The sequence below is a fragment of the Sphingomonas sp. Leaf23 genome (assembly GCF_001421585.1).
Classification (GTDB): Bacteria; Pseudomonadota; Alphaproteobacteria; order Sphingomonadales; family Sphingomonadaceae; genus Sphingomonas.
The window spans coordinates 58,751-75,177 of sequence record NZ_LMKR01000005.1 but is presented as its reverse complement, the minus strand read 5'-3'; the positions used below and the strand labels follow the sequence as shown (position 1 = coordinate 75,177).

General features: G+C 67.5%; 14 protein-coding genes. 7 read left to right on the top strand and 7 right to left on the bottom strand.

Annotated features, from left to right (window positions below; translation table 11 throughout):
* Nucleotides 1–40: 40 nt before the first annotated feature.
* The 3 genes from ASE67_RS14790 to ASE67_RS14780 all read left to right on the top strand — a co-directional run bounded on the left by ASE67_RS14790 (nucleotide 41) and on the right by ASE67_RS14780 (nucleotide 3,082).
* Nucleotides 41–736 carry a carbonic anhydrase gene (locus ASE67_RS14790; protein ID WP_055763126.1) on the top strand — a complete coding sequence of 232 codons (696 nt, stop codon included), beginning with the start codon at nucleotides 41–43 and terminating at the stop codon, nucleotides 734–736.
* A gap of 121 nt (nucleotides 737–857) precedes the next feature.
* Nucleotides 858–2,450: a SulP family inorganic anion transporter gene (locus ASE67_RS14785; RefSeq protein WP_055763123.1), complete on the top strand. Its 1,593-nt coding sequence runs from the start codon at nucleotides 858–860 to the stop codon at nucleotides 2,448–2,450.
* Complete coding sequence (locus ASE67_RS14780; RefSeq protein WP_055763120.1) at nucleotides 2,447–3,082, top strand: carbonic anhydrase; 636 nt, start codon at nucleotides 2,447–2,449, stop codon at nucleotides 3,080–3,082. Before ASE67_RS14785 ends, ASE67_RS14780 begins: the two co-directional genes overlap by 4 nt.
* 181 nt (nucleotides 3,083–3,263) lie before the next feature.
* Here ASE67_RS14780 and ASE67_RS14775 read toward each other — a convergent pair whose 3' ends face one another.
* Together ASE67_RS14775 and ASE67_RS14770 are read right to left on the bottom strand one after the other, a co-directional pair.
* Nucleotides 3,264–4,067 carry an SDR family NAD(P)-dependent oxidoreductase gene (locus ASE67_RS14775; protein WP_055763117.1) on the bottom strand — a complete coding sequence of 268 codons (804 nt, stop codon included), beginning with the start codon at nucleotides 4,065–4,067 and terminating at the stop codon, nucleotides 3,264–3,266.
* Between the two features lie 88 nt (nucleotides 4,068–4,155).
* Complete coding sequence (locus ASE67_RS14770; RefSeq protein WP_055763114.1) at nucleotides 4,156–5,982, bottom strand: glycoside hydrolase family 15 protein; 1,827 nt, start codon at nucleotides 5,980–5,982, stop codon at nucleotides 4,156–4,158.
* Between the two features lie 103 nt (nucleotides 5,983–6,085).
* On the opposite strand from ASE67_RS14770, the gene ASE67_RS14765 reads away from it, so the two are divergent.
* Nucleotides 6,086–7,216, top strand: coding sequence for a Gfo/Idh/MocA family protein (locus tag ASE67_RS14765; protein ID WP_055763110.1), 1,131 nt, complete (start codon nucleotides 6,086–6,088; stop codon nucleotides 7,214–7,216).
* A 136-nt stretch (nucleotides 7,217–7,352) separates the two neighbouring features.
* Here the strand turns inward: ASE67_RS14765 and ASE67_RS14760 are convergent, their stop codons facing one another.
* A complete protein-coding gene (locus tag ASE67_RS14760; protein WP_055763107.1) occupies nucleotides 7,353–8,360 on the bottom strand; it encodes a zinc-dependent alcohol dehydrogenase family protein in 1,008 nt (335 codons plus the stop codon).
* Nucleotides 8,357–8,878, bottom strand: a complete 522-nt coding sequence (gene gloA / locus ASE67_RS14755) for a lactoylglutathione lyase (protein ID WP_055763104.1) — start codon at nucleotides 8,876–8,878, stop codon at nucleotides 8,357–8,359. The genes ASE67_RS14760 and gloA overlap by 4 nt, the downstream gene beginning before the upstream one ends.
* 140 nt (nucleotides 8,879–9,018) lie before the next feature.
* On the opposite strand from gloA, the gene ASE67_RS14750 reads away from it, so the two are divergent.
* Both ASE67_RS14750 and ASE67_RS14745 read left to right on the top strand, forming a co-directional pair.
* A complete protein-coding gene (locus ASE67_RS14750) occupies nucleotides 9,019–11,409 on the top strand; it encodes a M1 family metallopeptidase (protein WP_235511931.1) in 2,391 nt (796 codons plus the stop codon).
* A complete protein-coding gene (locus ASE67_RS14745) occupies nucleotides 11,406–11,882 on the top strand; it encodes a DUF6702 family protein (protein ID WP_055763102.1) in 477 nt (158 codons plus the stop codon). Before ASE67_RS14750 ends, ASE67_RS14745 begins: the two co-directional genes overlap by 4 nt.
* Nucleotides 11,883–11,986: 104 nt before the next feature.
* On the opposite strand, the gene ASE67_RS18265 is transcribed toward ASE67_RS14745, so the two are convergent.
* Nucleotides 11,987–12,415 carry a TlpA family protein disulfide reductase gene (locus tag ASE67_RS18265; protein ID WP_156348641.1) on the bottom strand — a complete coding sequence of 143 codons (429 nt, stop codon included), beginning with the start codon at nucleotides 12,413–12,415 and terminating at the stop codon, nucleotides 11,987–11,989.
* A 60-nt stretch (nucleotides 12,416–12,475) separates the two neighbouring features.
* Here ASE67_RS18265 and ASE67_RS14735 point away from each other — a divergent pair, with 60 nt between their 5' ends.
* Complete coding sequence (locus ASE67_RS14735; RefSeq protein ID WP_055763095.1) at nucleotides 12,476–14,434, top strand: energy transducer TonB; 1,959 nt, start codon at nucleotides 12,476–12,478, stop codon at nucleotides 14,432–14,434.
* On the opposite strand, the gene ASE67_RS14730 is transcribed toward ASE67_RS14735, so the two are convergent.
* Both ASE67_RS14730 and ASE67_RS14725 read right to left on the bottom strand, forming a co-directional pair.
* A complete protein-coding gene (locus ASE67_RS14730; RefSeq protein WP_235511930.1) occupies nucleotides 14,412–15,728 on the bottom strand; it encodes a sensor histidine kinase in 1,317 nt (438 codons plus the stop codon). The genes ASE67_RS14735 and ASE67_RS14730 overlap by 23 nt on opposite strands.
* Nucleotides 15,728–16,393, bottom strand: a complete 666-nt coding sequence (locus ASE67_RS14725; RefSeq protein ID WP_055763091.1) for a response regulator transcription factor — start codon at nucleotides 16,391–16,393, stop codon at nucleotides 15,728–15,730. Before ASE67_RS14725 ends, ASE67_RS14730 begins: the two co-directional genes overlap by 1 nt.
* Nucleotides 16,394–16,427: the final 34 nt, after the last annotated feature.

Below are 16,427 nucleotides of genomic sequence, written 5' to 3'. Positions count from 1 at the left end.
GGTGGCCTCAGCGCCGCCGTCACGGTTTGGAGGGAAGACGATGAACGACGTGATCGGCCGGGTATTCGGCTTTGAAAAGGATGTGTTCGGCAGCGATGCCGACCTGTATTCGAAGCTGGCGACCGACGGGCAAAGCCCGAAGGTCCTGATGATCTCCTGCTCGGATTCGCGCGTCGTCCCCGAACATATCCTGCAGGCGAAGCCGGGCGACGTGTTCGTCATCCGCAACGCCGGCAACATCGTTCCCCCCTTCACCCAGCAGAATGGCGGCACGACCTCGACGGTCGAATATGCCGTCGCCGTGCTGGGCGTCAGCGACATCATCGTGTCGGGCCATTCGGGCTGCGGCGCGATGGGCGCGCTGATGAAGCCGGAAACCCTCGACGGCCTGCCCAGCGTCGCCGCGTGGCTGCGCCACAGCCATGCTGCGCACTCGGTGGTCGAAAACAGCTATCCCGATCTCGACGATGCCGCGGCGGTGCGTGCCGCCAGCCTGGAAAACGTCGTGGTCCAGATTTCGCACCTGCGCACCCATCCGGCGGTCGCGTCGCGCATCGCCAAGGGCGAGCTGACGCTGCACGGCTGGTTCGTCGACATCCATGCCGGCACCATCCTGGCGCTGGACGGCACGACCGGCCGGTTCGCGCCGATCAATTCGGATCGTCCGCTGCCGGTGGCGCTACCCGCTGCCAAGCGCCTTGCCGCGGATTTCGTGACGGCCGAGGCCGCCGAATAACCAGTTCCTGCGGGTTGGCGGGGCGATTCTTCCCTCCCCCGTCTCGCCGACCGTGGGTTCCGCGCCGGGCGTGCTTCCCCCAAGCACGTCCGGCGCACCCTTTTCAAAGGCTATCGACCGTATGTCGTCGCAACCTTCCCTGATCGCCAATCTGCGACAGGATCTTCCCGCCTCGATCGTGGTCGCGCTGGTCGCCCTGCCGCTGTGCCTCGGCGTCGCGCTGGCATCGGGCGCCCCGCTCTTTTCCGGGCTGATCGCCGGGATCGTCGGCGGCATCGTCGTCGGTTCCTTGAGCAAATCACCGCTGTCGGTCAGCGGCCCTGCCGCCGGCCTGACCGTGATCGTGCTCGATGCGATCACCAAGCTGCCGAGCTTCGAGGCGTTCCTGCTCGCCGTATTCCTTGCCGGCTGCATGCAGATCCTGCTGTCGTTCTCGCGCTCGGGCGTGCTGGGCGAATTCGTGCCCTCGTCGGTCATCACCGGCATGCTGGCGGCGATCGGCCTGATCCTGATCCTGAAGCAGGTGCCGCACGCCATCGGCTATGACGGCGATCCGGCGGGCGATTTCCAGTTCAATCAGGGCGATGGCCTGAACACCTTCAACACCATCCTGTTCGTGCTGCGCGAACAGGTCGTGTGGGGGGCGGCGATCATCGCGGCGATCAGCATCGCGTTCCTGTTCTGGTGGGACAAGAACAAGCCCAAGGACGGCCCCTTACGCTTCGTCCCCGGCCCGCTGGTCGTCGTTGCCGGATCGGTCGCGATGAACGCGCTGTTCGGGGCGATCGCCCCGTCGATCCAGGTGAAGCCGACCCATCTGGTCAGCGTGCCGATCGCCGATGGCCTGGGCGGCTTCGTGAAGCTGTTCAGCCTCCCCGACTTCGGCCAGATCGGCAATGCGACCGTGTGGACCGTGGCGGTGACCCTCGCCATCGTCGCCAGCCTGGAATCGCTGCTGTCGGTGAAGGCCGTCGACGAACTCGACCCCAAGCGCCGGGTGACCAACAAGAACCACGAACTGCTGGCGCAGGGCGGCGGTAACATCATCTCGGGGCTGATCGGCGGCCTGCCGGTCACCTCGGTCATCGTGCGGTCGTCGGCGAACGTCGATTCGAACGCCGCGTCGAAGATGTCGACGATCCTGCACGGCACCTGGCTGCTGCTCAGCGTCCTGCTGATCCCGTTCCTGCTCAACCTGATCCCGCTGTCGGCGCTGGCCGCGGTGCTGATCCAGACCGGCTACAAGCTGACCAAGCCCGAATTGTTCACCAAGCGGTGGAAGCAGGGCATGACCCAGTTCGTGCCGTTCGTCGTCACCATCGCCGCGATCCTGTTCACCGATCTGCTGAAGGGCATCGTCGTCGGGCTGGTCGTCGGGTTCGTGTTCGTCATCGCCCGCAATTTCCGCCCGGCGGTGACGTTCGTGCAGGACGGCGAAGGCCCCGGTGCCAGCTGCATGGTCCGGGCCAAGCGCAACCTGTATTTCATCCACAAGGTCGAACTGACCCGGGAACTGGAAAAGGTGCCGGACGACTGCACCGTGGTGATCGACCTGTCGGCGACCAGCTATGTCGACCTGGACAACATCGACATCATCAACGGCTTCATCAAGAACGCGCAATATCGCGGCATCAACGTGCTGGTCCGCGGCGACATCGCCGACCGCACCGCCCCGCAGATCAAGGCGCCGCGCAAGGAGGTCGCCTACGCATGAGGGAATACAAGCACCTGCTCCTCGCCAACAAGGCATGGGCCGCCGAGCGGCTGGAGGACAATCCCGATTATTTCGCGCGGCAGACCGCCGGCCAGCAGCCCGAATTCCTGTGGATCGGCTGTTCCGACAGCCGCGTCGCGCCGGACCAGCTGACCAATACCGAACCGGGCGGCATGTTCATCCACCGCAACATCGCCAATCTGGTCGATCCGAACGACCAGAACCTGATGTCGGTCGTGCAGTTCGCGGTCGAGGTGCTGAAGGTCGGCCACATCATCCTGTGCGGCCATTATGCCTGTGGCGGCATCCAGGCGGCGTTGCAGGGTGGGGTCGATGGCCATGTCCATGACTGGCTCGCCAATGCGCGCACCGTCGTCGACAACCACCGCGACGAACTGGACGTCCTGCCCGAGGATCAGCGCGCGAACCGCCTCGTCGAACTGAACGTGCATGACCAGCTGGTCCAGCTGGCGCGTACCGACATCGTGCAGCGGGCCTTTGCTGCCGGCCAGCCGCTGGAGCTCCATGGCTGGGTCTACGACCTGCGCGACGGGTTGCTCAAACCGTTGATGGAAATCGACGCAACGACGCCGCTGGAGGAAGTGGCGAAGCCGGAGAAGGTGCTGGTCTGACCTTATCCCTGCTACAAACGTCACCCCGGGCTTGACCCGGGGTCCCGCTTTCCTTCGAACGTAGAAAAAGAAGCGGGACCCCGGATCAAGTCCGGGGTGACGTGTAAGGGGAGCGGCCCGCACACCAAACCAACCGTACCCCCGCGCGGGCGGGGATACGCCCTTCACGTCAGTCGGCGTATCACCCTGCCATCGTCATCACCGACCCCGAATCCACCCGCAAATTCGCGCCGTTCACGAAGCTCGCCGGCTTCGACACCAGGAACAGGATCGCCGCCGCGACCTCCTCGGCCTTGCCACGCCGGCCCAGCGTCATGCCGGGGCGCTCTTCCTTCAGGAAACTCTGGATCGCGCCGTCGCGATCGGTGCCCTGTTCCTCGGCGCGCTTGTCCATCATCGCATCGGTCATCGGCGTCGCGATGAACGCGGGCGACACGCTGTTCACCAGCACATTGTCGCAACCATAGGCTTTCGACAGCCCCTTGGCCAAGTTCAGTACCCCGGCCTTCGACGCGCAATAGGCCAGTTCATCGACATAGGGCTGCACCGCGTCCTCGGAAGCGATCAGCACGATCCGGCCGCCGCCACCCTTGCGCATTGCCGGGATCGCCTCGCGCGTCACCCGCACCGCGCCCATCAGGTTGATGTCGAGCGTCGATTGCCATCCGGCATCGTCCACCTCCAGAAAATCACCAGTCGCCCCGGTCACGCCCGCAGTGTGGACCAGGATTGTCGGATCGCCCAATTTGCCGCGCACCTGTTCGAACAGGGCCTTCACGCTCGACAGATTGGTCACATCGGCGGCAATCGCCACCACCTCGCCATATTCGGCCAGCTCGGCACGCACCGTTTCGAGTGACTCCGCATCCCTGTCGCTGATCGCGACCTTCGCGCCTTCCTGCAACAGCATCCGCGCCACCTCGCGCCCCATGCCGCCATCCGCGCCCGTCACCAGCGCCAGCGCGCCGCCCAGTCCGTAATCCATGGCTCTCTCCTGTCAGGAAGCAGACCAAGCTATTGAAAGCCCAAGCGGTTCCCTGCCCGAAGGTGGTCCAGCCACTTCGCCGTCACCCTTACAGCTCGGCCCCGCCCAGGGTCGCAATCGCCTGGATCAGCGCCAGATGGCTCAGCCCCTGCGGCAGATTGCCCAGATACTCCCCGTTCTGCGGATCGATCATCTCCGGCAGGATTCCGGTGCCATGCGCCAGCGCGTCCATCGCCGCTGCCAGCGCCGCCTCGGCCCGATCGTGCTGCCCCAATATCGCGCGCGCCTCGACCATCCAGAAGGTGCAGGCGAGGAAACACCCTTCCTCGCGCTTCATGCCCGTGTAGCGATAATGAAACGCGCCTGCGCCCAGCTCGCGGTCGATCGCGTCCAGCGTCCGCGCCAGCCGGTCCTGCCCGTCGAAGCGGAACCGCACCGCCAGCGCCAGCGACGCATCCAGCCCCTTGGCACCCGGATAGCAGAGATACGCCCCGCGCCCCTCGTCCCAGCAATGTTCGCTGATCCAGTCCATGATCCGGTCGCGCTCGCGCGCCCAGCGGTCGCGGCAGGTCGTCGGAATCTGCCCGGCATCGGCCAGTTCGACCGCGCGTTGCAGCGCCTGCCAGCAACTGATCTTGGACATGGTGTAATGCTGCACCTGCTCCAGTTCCCAGATGCCGGCGTCCTTTTGTCGCCAGCGATCGGCGCACAGGTCGGCCAAATGCGACAGCGTGGCGGCACTCTGACCATCGAGGATGTTGCCGCACGCCACGAACCGCTCAGCGGTCTCGAAGATATCGCCGTAAATGCCGTGTTGGTGCTGGTCGGTCGCCAAGTTCCCGGTCACCACCGGCTTCGACCCGCGATAGCCGGGAATGTCGATCTCGCGCACCTCCGGCACCGGATCACCGCCCAGCGTGTAGCAGACCTTCGGTACGCCCTGCCCCAGCCGTTTCAGCAGCCAGGTGAAGCCCGCCTTCGCCTCGGCATGGGCGCCGATCCGCAGGAACGCCTTGATCGTGTAGCCCGCGTCGCGGATCCAGGCATAGCGATAGTCCCAGTTCTTGCCGCCACCGATCTTCTCGGGCAGCGACGTCGTGGCGGCGGCGACGATCGCCCCGGTCGGCGAATAGAGCAGCAGCTTGAGCGCCAATGCGCTGCGGATCGCCAGTGCCCGCCGCGCCCCATCGCAGTGCAATTGCCCCGACCAGTCCAGCGCCTGCGTCCAGTCGCGCCATTCCTTGTCGGACAGGTCGATCCGCGCGTCGATTGCCTCGATCGGCGGCACCACCAGCGGCTCGTCAGCGCCCGCGACGATGGCGATCGTCGCCCGCTCGCCCTGCGCAACGGCGATCCGCCCGTCGATGCCGTCATCACCCTGCCGGTAGATCTCCACGGTATCGCTGCACCGGACCAGCCCCAGCACCGCGCCGACATGGAACACGTCATGCCCGCCCGCACGTGCGAAATAGGGGCTGACCGTATCCGCCCGCCGCCCGAACCGCAGCGTGACGGTAAAGGCGACGTGCCCGTCCAGCCCCTCGACCCGCCGCGCCAGTTCGGCCCAGGGCAACCGCCCCGCCGTCCCGCTGTTGAGGCTTTCGGTCAGCTTCGCCCGGCCGGTGGCAGTGGTGAAGATCGTCTCCAGCACGTTGCTGTCGTCGCGGTAGCGCTGCTCGCTGGTGAACGCGTCCACCGGGGTGATCGCGAAATAGCCGCCCAGCGTCCCGTCGAGCAGCCGGTCGAACAGCGCGGGCGAATCCATGTTCGGCACGCACCACCAGTCGATCGACCCGTCCGCCCCCGACAACACCACCGCCCGCCCGTCGCCCAGCGCGCCATAGCGGGCGAGCGGCAGATAGCCCTCCGCGTCACGAAGCAGGGCGGGATCGGCGGCGCGGGGACGGGAGAACATGGACGCGATAACCCATGATAAGGGCCAAATGTCCGGATTGGCGGGAGATTGTCGCGGCAACGTGCGTTGGCGCTCCATTCCCATCCCCACGGAGAAGAGCTTCATGAGCATCGCGTCCGCCTTCGGGCTAGGCAAGAAGGTCCGTTACGCCGTCGTCGGCGCGGGCGACATCACCCAGCGGTCGATGCTGCCGGGTATCAAGCATACCGGCAATTCGAAGCTGGTCGCGATCGTCACCGGCGATGCGGAGAAGGCGGCGGCATTGGCCGAAATGTACGGCGTCGACGCGACCTACAACTACGACCAGTTCCACGAACTGCTGGCGTCGGGCACGATCGACGCGATCTATCTCGGCACGCCCAACTGGCGCCATGCCGAGTTCGCCATCCCGGCGCTGGCCGCCGGCATCCATGTCCTGTGCGAAAAGCCGCTGGAAATCTCGGTTGAGCAGGGGCGCGCGATCGCTGCGGCGCAGGCGGCATCGTCGGCGAAGCTGATGACCGCGTACCGCCTGCATTTCGAACCCGGCACGCTGTCGGCGATCGAGATGGTGCGTGACGGGAAGCTCGGCGATCTGGTCACCTTTTCCGCTACGTTCAGCCAGTCGCTCGACCCCGACAACCACCGTGCCAAGCACGGCATCGTTGCCGGCCCGCTGTTCGACATGGGGCCGTACCCGATCAACGCCATCCGCTACCTGTTCGGCGAGGAACCGGTCGCGGTGGAATCGGCGGTCGCGACGCGGCAGGCGAGCGCGGGCTTCGGCGACCTCGACGATACCTTCGCGGTCGTGCTGCGATTGCCCGGTGACCGGCTGGCGAGCTTCACCGTCAGCTATTATGCCGGCAATGTCGATCACCTGACCATCGCCGGGACCAAGGGCAGCATCCATATCGACCCCGCCTTCGGCTATGGCGATACCCAGCATCAGACGATCACGATCGGCACCAACAAGCGCGAGGAAAAGTTCAAGCCGACCGACCAGTTCGGCGGCGAGATGAAGTATTTCTCCGACTGCATCCTGAACGGCGACGATCCCGAACCCGATGCGGAGGAAGGCATTGCCGACCTGCGCGTGATCGAGGGGATCGTCGAGGCGCTGAAGACCGGCCGCCGCGTCGACCTGCCCCCCTTCGAACGCCGCCGCCGGATCAATACGGCGACGCAGAAGCAGACGCTCTCGCCGATCACCCCGCCGGAAACGGTGAAGGCGAAGACGCCCAGCGGGGAGTGAACGTGTCCCAATAGAGTAATCGTACCCCCGCGCAGGCGGGGGTCCAGAGCCAAGCAGCACAACCGCTGCGTTTGCGACCCTGGACCCCCGCCTGCGCGGGGGTACTGCGATTATGGGTGGGGGCTAGACGATACCCTCACCATTCCACCCCGATCTTCCCGAAATGGTCGCCGCCTTCCTGAAACCGGAAAGCCTCGGCCAATTCCTCCAGCGCAAACCGCCGATCCACCACCGGCCGGATACCCGTAGCGTCCAAGGCCGCCACGAATTCCTGCTGCTCGCGCCGGCTGCCGACGATTAGTCCCTGCAACCGCGCCTGCTTCGCCATCAGCGCCGCCGTCGGCACCTCGCCGCCCATGCCGGTCAGCACGCCGATCAGCGAGATGTGCCCGCCGACCCGCACCGCCGCGATCGACTGCGCCAGCGTCGCCGGCCCGCCGACCTCGACCACATGATCGACGCCGCGCCCTTCGGCCCAGTTCGCTACCGTAGCGCCCCAGTCGGCATCGCTGCGATAATTCACGGTAAAGTCCGCACCCAACGCCTTGGCCCGCGCCAGTTTTTCGTCGCTGGACGAGGTGATCGCGACCATCGCCCCCATCGCCTTGGCAATCTGCGATGCCCAGATCGAGACGCCGCCGGTGCCGAGCAACAGCACCCGGTCGCCCGCCTTCAACCCGCCATCGACCACCAGCGCGCGCCACGCGGTCAGCCCGGCGGTGGTGATCGTCGCCGCCTCCACCGCGTCCCAGCCCCTGGGCGCCAGCGTAAAGGCGGTTGCCGGCAGCACGACGATTTCCTGCGCAAAGCCGTCGATCCCGTCGCCCGGCGTGCGGCTGAAATCGCCGACGGTCGGGCCGCCATCCTGCCAGTCGGGAAAGAAGCACGACACCACGCTGTCCCCGACCGCGAAGTCGGTGACACCCTCGCCCACCGCTTCGACGATACCCGCGCCATCGGCCATCGGCACCCGCCCATCGTCGGTGGGCGACTTGCCGCTCGCCACGATATAGTCGTGGAAGTTGAGCGAACTGCCATGCAGCGCGACGCGGATCTCGCCCGCCCCCGGCTGCCCCGGATCGGCACGCTCGACGACCTCCAGCCGGTCCAGCCCGCCGGGCGCGCACAGTGCTACCGCCTTCATGCCGCGTCTCCCGCGTCGGTCACCGCCTGCGTCATGCCACCCGGCGACAGGATTTCGATCCAATAGCCATCGGGATCGGTGATGAACGCGATATCCTTCATCCGCCCCTCATCCGGCCGCTTGCGGAACGTCACGCCCAGTTCCTCGAACCGCGCACACGCCTTGGCCACGTCGGGCACGCTGATGCCGATATGCCCGAACCCGCGCGGGTCGTCGTTGCCGCTGTGATAGCCGGCGAAGTCGGGATCGTCCTCGGTCCCCCAGTTATGCGTCAGCTCCAGCGTGGTCTCGCGCGTGAATACGAACCGCGCCCGCTCCTTCGGGTCGCTGGGCACGCGCTCGTCATCGCGCAGGAAGCCGAGGAAATAGAGCGAGAACGCCGCCTCCTCGAAATCCAGCTTCTGCAACAACGTCATGCCCAGCACGTCCTGATAGAAGGCCAGGCTGGCACTGGGATCGCGCACGCGCAGCATCGTCTGGTTCAGGGTAAAGCCTTCGGTGCCGGTCGGTCGGGTCATCGCAATTTCCTTGAAGATGGTCGCCGCCGCAAACGCACGGGAACCGATTTCGCCGCCTCGACCGCCGACGCTTATGGTTGACGCGCATCGTATCCCGCGCGACGATCAACGCCATGCATTCGTCCGAAAGGCCCGCCCGCTTGTCCGCTGCCCCCCGCCTCGCGCTGATCGCGCTGCTGCTTGGCACCACGCCCGCCCTCGCCGACCCGATCCGCCAGACCAAGGGCGACTGGCAGGACAAGTTCCGCCAGCTGGAGGGCGAGGACTGGCCGACCCCGACCGATTATCGCAACGCATCGGGGGCGCCCGGCTATCGCTACTGGCAGCAAAAGGTCGATTACGACGTCAAGGTCGCGCTCAATGAAACGACAAAGGTCGTGACCGGCACGGAAACGATCCGCTACCGCAACAACTCGCCCGACGCGCTGCCCTATCTCTGGCTGCTGCTCGACCAGAACCATTACAAGCGCAACTCGATCGCCTCGCTCAGCGCGACCGTGCCCGATTCCAAATCGATCAGCATTTCCGAAATCCGTCGCCTCGAAAAGCTGAAGGATTGGGAAGGCGGCTTCACCATTTCCGCCGTGCGCGGCCCCGATGGCCAGCCGCTCGGCCACCGCGTCACCGACACGCTGCTGCGCATCGAACTGCCGCAGCCGGTGGCGGGGGGTGGCGGCGAGGTCACGCTGTCGATCGACTGGTCGTTCCCGATGGCCGAGCAGAAGGTCGTCGACGGCCGATCGGGCTATGAATGCTTCACCGGACGCGGCGAGGACGGCAACTGCATCTTCGAAGGGGCACAGTGGTTCCCGCGCCTCGCCGTCTATTCGGACTATGAGGGCTGGCATAACAAGGCGTTCCTCGATGCCGGCGAATTCACGCTCGAATTCGGCGACTACAAGGTCGCGCTGACCGTGCCGTCGGATCACGTCGTCTCGGCAACCGGCGTCCTCCAGAACCCCGATCAGGTGCTGACCGCGACCCAGCGCCAGCGGCTGGAGCAGGCCAGGTCGGCGACCACGCCGATGTACATCGTCACCCCCGACGAAGCACTCGCCGCCGAACGCGGCCGTGCGTCGGGCACGAAAACGTGGACCTTCGCCGCGCAGAATGTCCGCGACTTCGGCTGGGCATCGTCGCGCAAGTTCGCGTGGGACGCGATGAACGTGCGGCAGGACTATGCCGCCAACCCCAACGTGATGGCGATGTCCTTCTTCCCGAAGGAAGCCCGCCCGCTGTGGGACGCCTTCTCGACCAAGGCGATCGCCCACACCATCGACGTGTATGGCAAGTTCGCCTTCCCCTACCCCTATCCGGTGGCGCAGTCGGTCAACGGACCCGTCGGCGGCATGGAATATCCGATGATTACCTTCAACGGGCCGCGCCCGGTGAAGGACGCCAAGACCGGCCAGCTGACCTATACCGAACGCGCCAAGACCGGGCTGATCGGCGTGGTGATCCACGAGGTCGGGCATGACTGGTTCCCGATGATCGTCAATTCCGACGAACGCCAGTGGACGTGGATGGACGAAGGGCTGAACACCTTCCTCCAGTTCCAGGCCGAAAAGCTGTGGGACAAGAACTTCCCCTCGCGGCGGGGCGAGCCGAAGGACATTGCCGAGTATATGCTGTCCGACAATCAGGTTCCCCTGATGACGCAGTCGGATTCGGTGCTGCAGTTCGGTGCCAACGGCTACGGCAAGCCGGCCACCGCGCTCACCATCCTGCGCGAGACGGTGCTGGGGCGCGAGCTGTTCGACCGCGCCTTCCGCGAATATGCCACCCGCTGGCGCTTCAAGCGGCCGACGCCCTACGACTTCTTCCGCACGATGGAGGAAAGCTCCGGCGTCGATCTCGACTGGTTCTGGCGCGGCTGGTTCTATTCGACCGATCATGTCGATATCGCATTGGACAAGGTGGTAGAGGGCCGCATCGCCGGCGGCGATCTGGAGGCGAATGCCCGCGAACGCCGTGCGCTCGACGCCGCCGACAACACCTCGCTGACGGTGCGCAACAATGCCGGGCAAAAGACGGTGACCGAACGCGATCCGGCGACCCGCGACTTCTACGACCGGCAGGACCGTTTCGCCGTCAGCCCGCAACAGCGCCGCGACCTGGCCGAAAAGCTCGAAAAGCTGACGCCGGAGGAACGCGCCGCGTTCCAGGTGAAGGACAAGTTCTACCGCTTCTCGTTCCGCAACATCGGCGGCCTCGTCATGCCGATCCCGCTGAAGCTGACCTTCAGCGACAACAGCACCGAGATCGTCCGCATCCCCGCCGAAGTGTGGCGCTACAATCCGAAGGCGGTGACGTGGCAGTATGTCACGGGCAAGACGATCACCGGTGCGGAGGTCGATCCGCTGCTGGAAATCGCCGATGCCGACCGGTCGAACAACGTCTATCGCGGGAGCATCCGCCCGGTCGTGCTGGAGATCGAGGATATCGAGGAACTGGAAAACCGGATGAAGGATTTCGACGTGCAGGTGAAACCCGGCTCGCTCCAGACCTATGCCGCGCCGGTGTCGAAGTGAGGGCGCCGCTCGCCCTCCTCGCCGCCGTGGCGGTGATCGCCCCGGCACAGGCGCATCGTGGGCATGATTCGCTCGCCGTCGTGACCCTGGCCGATGGCAAGGTCACCGTGTCACACCGGTTCGAGGCGCACGACATCGAACCGGCCCTGTCGAAGATCGCGCCGGACGCACAGGTCAGCCTCGACGATCCCCAGGCCGTCGCCGCGCTGCAGGCCTATGTCCTCAGCCACTTCGCGCTGACGATCGATGGCAAGCCGGTCGCGCTGACCCATGTCACGACCGACCTCACCCATTCGCAGGTCCGCATCGATTATGTGGGGAAGGCCCCCCGCAAGCCGAAGACGGTCGCGGTGCGCTCGACCGTGTTGACCGACGTGTACCGCGCGCAGGTCAACCAGGTGAATGTCCGCCAGGGCAATGTGGTGAAATCCCTCACCCTGCGCGGCGGTACCGGCGGCAGCGTGACGCTGTAACCTCCACTACGCCCGTCACCCCGGGCTTGACCCGGGGTCCCGCTTCTTCTGCTGCTGCAGCCTAGCCAACAACCGCGACCCCGGATCAAGTCCGGGGCGACGAATCACCGCGCGCACCCCGCCCGCAACGCCGCCACCCGCGCGGCGCTCAGCACCCCGCGATGCGCGCCGCACGGTCGCCCATCGCCACCGATCGCGACGCTGAACGGCAACCCCGCCGTCCCGCCGAACACATCCTCGCGGATCACCGCCATCGTCGCCGCGTCGGGCATCCAGCGTTCGGCGACCGGCACCCCGGCCATCATCGCCACCGTCGCCCGCCCGCGATCGACCGGCACGACCAGCATCCGCCACGGCCCCGCTGCGTCGCGCAGCGCGGGCAGGCCGGCGATCTCGCCATGGCATGGCGCGCACCACGACGCGACGAACAGCAGGATCGCACGCGGGGGATAGGCCGGCGTCGCCGCCCCCGCCGGCATCGCCGCCAGCATCAGCGCGACCGCCCAGCCGCCAAACCCCGCCCCACGCTTCATCGCATCCCCCATCGACGCTGTAATGATGCCGTGCTTTGTTCGCGTCGAACAGGGGGGAACATGCTCGAACCGATTCTGCACGGCCTGATGGCCATCGCCCAGGCGACGACGCCCGCCGCTCCGGCCAAGCCATTGCCATTGCAGGCGCAATTCGACGCCGCCAACGCCGCCTACGGCACCCGCAACTGTGCGGAGGCGGTGAAGCTGTACGAGGCGCTCGAACGGCGTACCACGACCAGCAGGAATGCGTTGCTGACCGGCGCGATCGCGGTGCGCGGCGGCATATGCCGCATCCGCATCGGCGACCGCGAGGGCGGGATCGCCGCGATCCGGCGCGGCCTGCCCGCCCTGTCCGCCAAGCCGGAGGAATTCACCGCCGATATCGGTGCGGCGAACATCGCGCTCGGCGATGCGGCGTTCGACGCCTTCGACTATGACGCGGCGACCACCGCGTACAAGACCGCGCTGGACCTGTCGAAAGGGGTCGAGCGCGTCATCCCGCTGCTCGCCCTCGCCCGCACGCTGGCGTTCGACCATGACGGGCGCGCACTCGCCTATGCCGAGGAGGCGAAGCGGCTGGCCGAGGCCGAGCCGACGATCGACAAGACCACGCTGGCGGCGGTGCAGACCCGCTATGCCCGCGTCCTGCTGAACGACGGGCGCACCGCCGATGCCTATACCGTGCTGAAGGATTCGCTGAAGAAACAGGGCGGGCTGGACGACCGGGTAACCCTGTCCGAAATCGCCACCCGTGCCGATCTGGCGCAGGCCGCGCTGCTGACCGGCGACCGCCAGCGCGCGCGCACCTATCTTGCCTATACCGGCGCGGGCCGGCTGGAAAAGGCGCCTTTCGCCGGCGCGCGGCAGATGGACCTGCCGCCGTGCGGCGCCGCCACCGGCCTGAAGCCCGCCGATGTCGCGGTCATCGAATTCTCGCTGGGCGACGATGGCATCGTCCGCAACGTGACGCCGGTCTACACCACCGGCAACCGCGCGGTCGCGCTTGCCTTTGCCCGCGCCGTCGGCGACTGGTCGTGGCTGCCGGCCGACGCCACCGCGATCCCCGCCTTCTGGCGGCAATCGGCGCGGGTCGAGCTGCGCTGTTCGACCGCCGCCGAACGCCCGTCGATCACCCAGCCGCTGGACGACGCGTTCGAGGCGTGGCTGGCATCGAAGGGGTCGGCCCCCTTCGCCTGGGCCAACCTGCCCGCCGCCCGCGCGCTGCCGCTGGCGCAGGCCGAGGTGCAGCGCGCGCGTGCCGCCGGCGACCGTATCGCCGAATTGCGCGCGCTCGGCTGGCTGTTCAATTCGCAGCTGGTCAATGCCGAGGACTCGCGCCCGCTGATCGCCGAGGCACTGTCGCTGGCGCAGGCAACCGGTGCGCCGGTCGCCGTCACCACCCGCTTCCGCCTGAGCGACGCCTATGTCGCCGCGAAAAGCTATGCGCAGGTCGTCGACGGCTTCCGCGCGGTACTCCGCCGGCCGGAAGTCGCCGCCGATCCGCTGTCGGCCGCGACGGTGCGGATGATGCTCGCCAACAGTTCGAACGACGTGCGCGGTGCCGAACGCACGCAACTGGTCGATGCGGTGCTGGCCTCGCCGCTGCCCGATACCCATCCGCTGAAGGTCGCCGCGCTGCTCAACCGCGCCGACCTGTCGGCACAGGGCGGCGACACCGCCGCCGCGCAGGCCGCGTTCCGCCGCACCGGCCTCAGCAGCGACCAGTGCGCGCTGATCGCCCCGACCCCCGTCGTCGCCAAATCGGGCGCGACCAGCGGCGGTTATCCCCGGGCCGCGCTGGAAATGGGGTTCGAAGGCTGGGCAAAGGTCGAATTCGACATTGCCGCCGACGGCCATACCCTGACCCCGCGCACCATCGCCGCCTATCCGCCGTTCGTGTTCGGCGATGCCGCGCAGGAAATGGTGACCGCCACCCGCTTCCGCAGCAGCTATCGCCCCGACAACAACACCGCCTGCACCGGGAATACGCAGCGCTTCATGTTCCAGCTGCCGCGCTGACCGGCAGCGTGACGGCGGCGACCAGCCCGCCGCCGTCCGCCGCCTCCAGTTCCAGCCGCCCGCCATAGAGCGCCGCCAGATCGCGGACGATGGCGAGGCCGAAACCATGCCCGTCGCCCCGCTCGTCCAGCCGTACCCCCGGATCGGTCGCCCGCGCACGGTCGGCGGCGGGGATGCCGGGGCCGTCATCGGTGACCGACAGGCGGACCATCGCCCCGGCGCGCACCGCCTGCACGACGACGCTCGACCGGGCGTGGCGGGCCGCATTGTCGATCAGATTGCCGGCCAATTCGTCCAGATCGGCCGCATCGACCGCGACCGTCACCGCGACGATATCCGCCGTGACCGTCACCCCGCCGCCTCGATGCAGCGCACGCACCACGTCCACCAGCGCCTCGACTGCGGGCCTGAGCGCCGTCGCCGCCCGCCGGTCGACCACCCCGCCGCGCGCCCGCGACAAATGGTGGCGGATGGTCGCATCGATCCGCGCCACCTGGCCCGCCCTGGGATCGTCGCCCAGATCGAGCGCCAGCGTCGCCACCGGCGTCTTCAGCGCATGCGCCAGATTGGCCGCCGACGCCCGCGCCGTCTCCAGCGCCGCCGCATTCTCCCGCACCAGCGCGTTCAGCTCGACTGCCAGCGGCCGCAGTTCGTCGGGCTGGTCCTCCGGCACATCGCCCGCCACGCCAGTCCGCACCGCCGCCACCCGTTCGCGCAGGGTCCTGAGCGGCCGAAGCCCCAGCCGCAGCTGCACGAGGGTCGCCACCGCCAGCAGCAGCGCTACGATCGCCAGCGTCGCCAGCAGCGGCAGCATCGCCCCCCGCAACGGCTGCTCGATCGCCGCGCGCGGCACCGCGACGCCCAGCCGCACCGGCCCCGCCGGCGTCTCGCGCAGCTGGATCAGCCCGTGCATCCGCGAGCCATCGGCCAGTTCGGTATCGAACGGTGTTCCCTCCGCCCGGGCGAGCGGCGGACGCGGCCCGCGCGGCGGCGGCACCGCGATCGGCAGCATCGCACTGCCCAGCGCTCCGCCCGGCGCGTCGATCGTCCAAACCCCGCCCCGTGCAAAGCCGTCCTCCACCCCCGGCCGCGCCAGCAGCGCGCGGTCGATGCTGCCATCGGCACGCACCACCGCACCCAGCAACTGCAACCGGTCGGCCAGCCGTTCGTCGACACCATGCGTCACGAACCGCTCCAGCACCCCGCCGATCGCCACTCCCGCCACCGGCAGCGCGACCAGCGTCGTCACGACCGACAGCGCCAGCATCCGGGCGTGGATCGACCGCGGCACCATCACGCCTCCCCCGCCGTCAGCCGATACCCCCGCCCGCGCACCGTCTCGATCAGCGACGCGCCGATCTTCTTGCGCAGCCGCCCGATAATCACCTCCAGGCTGTTGGAATCGACATCGGCATCGCCCTCATAGACCCGCTCCATCAGGTCCAGCCGCTCGATCACCGCCTCCTTCGCCAGCATCAGCGCGGCCAGTACCCGGTGTTCCAGTGCAGTCAGCTTGATCGGCAGCCCGTCCAGCTCGAACACCCCGGTCTGCGTCTCGTACGCCAGCGGCCCGCACGCGATCCGCGTCGCGCCATGCCCGGCCGACCGCCGCACCAGCGCGCGCAGCCGCATCATCAGTTCCTCGATCCGGAACGGTTTGGTCAGGAAATCGTCGGCCCCGGCCTTGAACCCCGCCACCTTGTCCGACCACCCGTCGCGCGCGGTCAGCACCAGCACCGGCAGGTCGCGCCCACCCTCGCGCCAGCCTTTCAGCACCGCCGTCCCCTCGCGGTCGGGCAGACCCAAGTCGAGCACCGCCACGTCATAGCGCTCGGTCTTGCCCAGATGCTGTGCGTCGATCCCGCTGGCGCACAGGTCGACCGCGCATTGTTCGGCGCGCAATGCCCGCGCGATGGCGGGGCCCAGATCGGGATCGTCCTCGACTAACAAGATGCGCATGTTTCTTATCGCTTTCCGCCACGCCTCCCCGTTC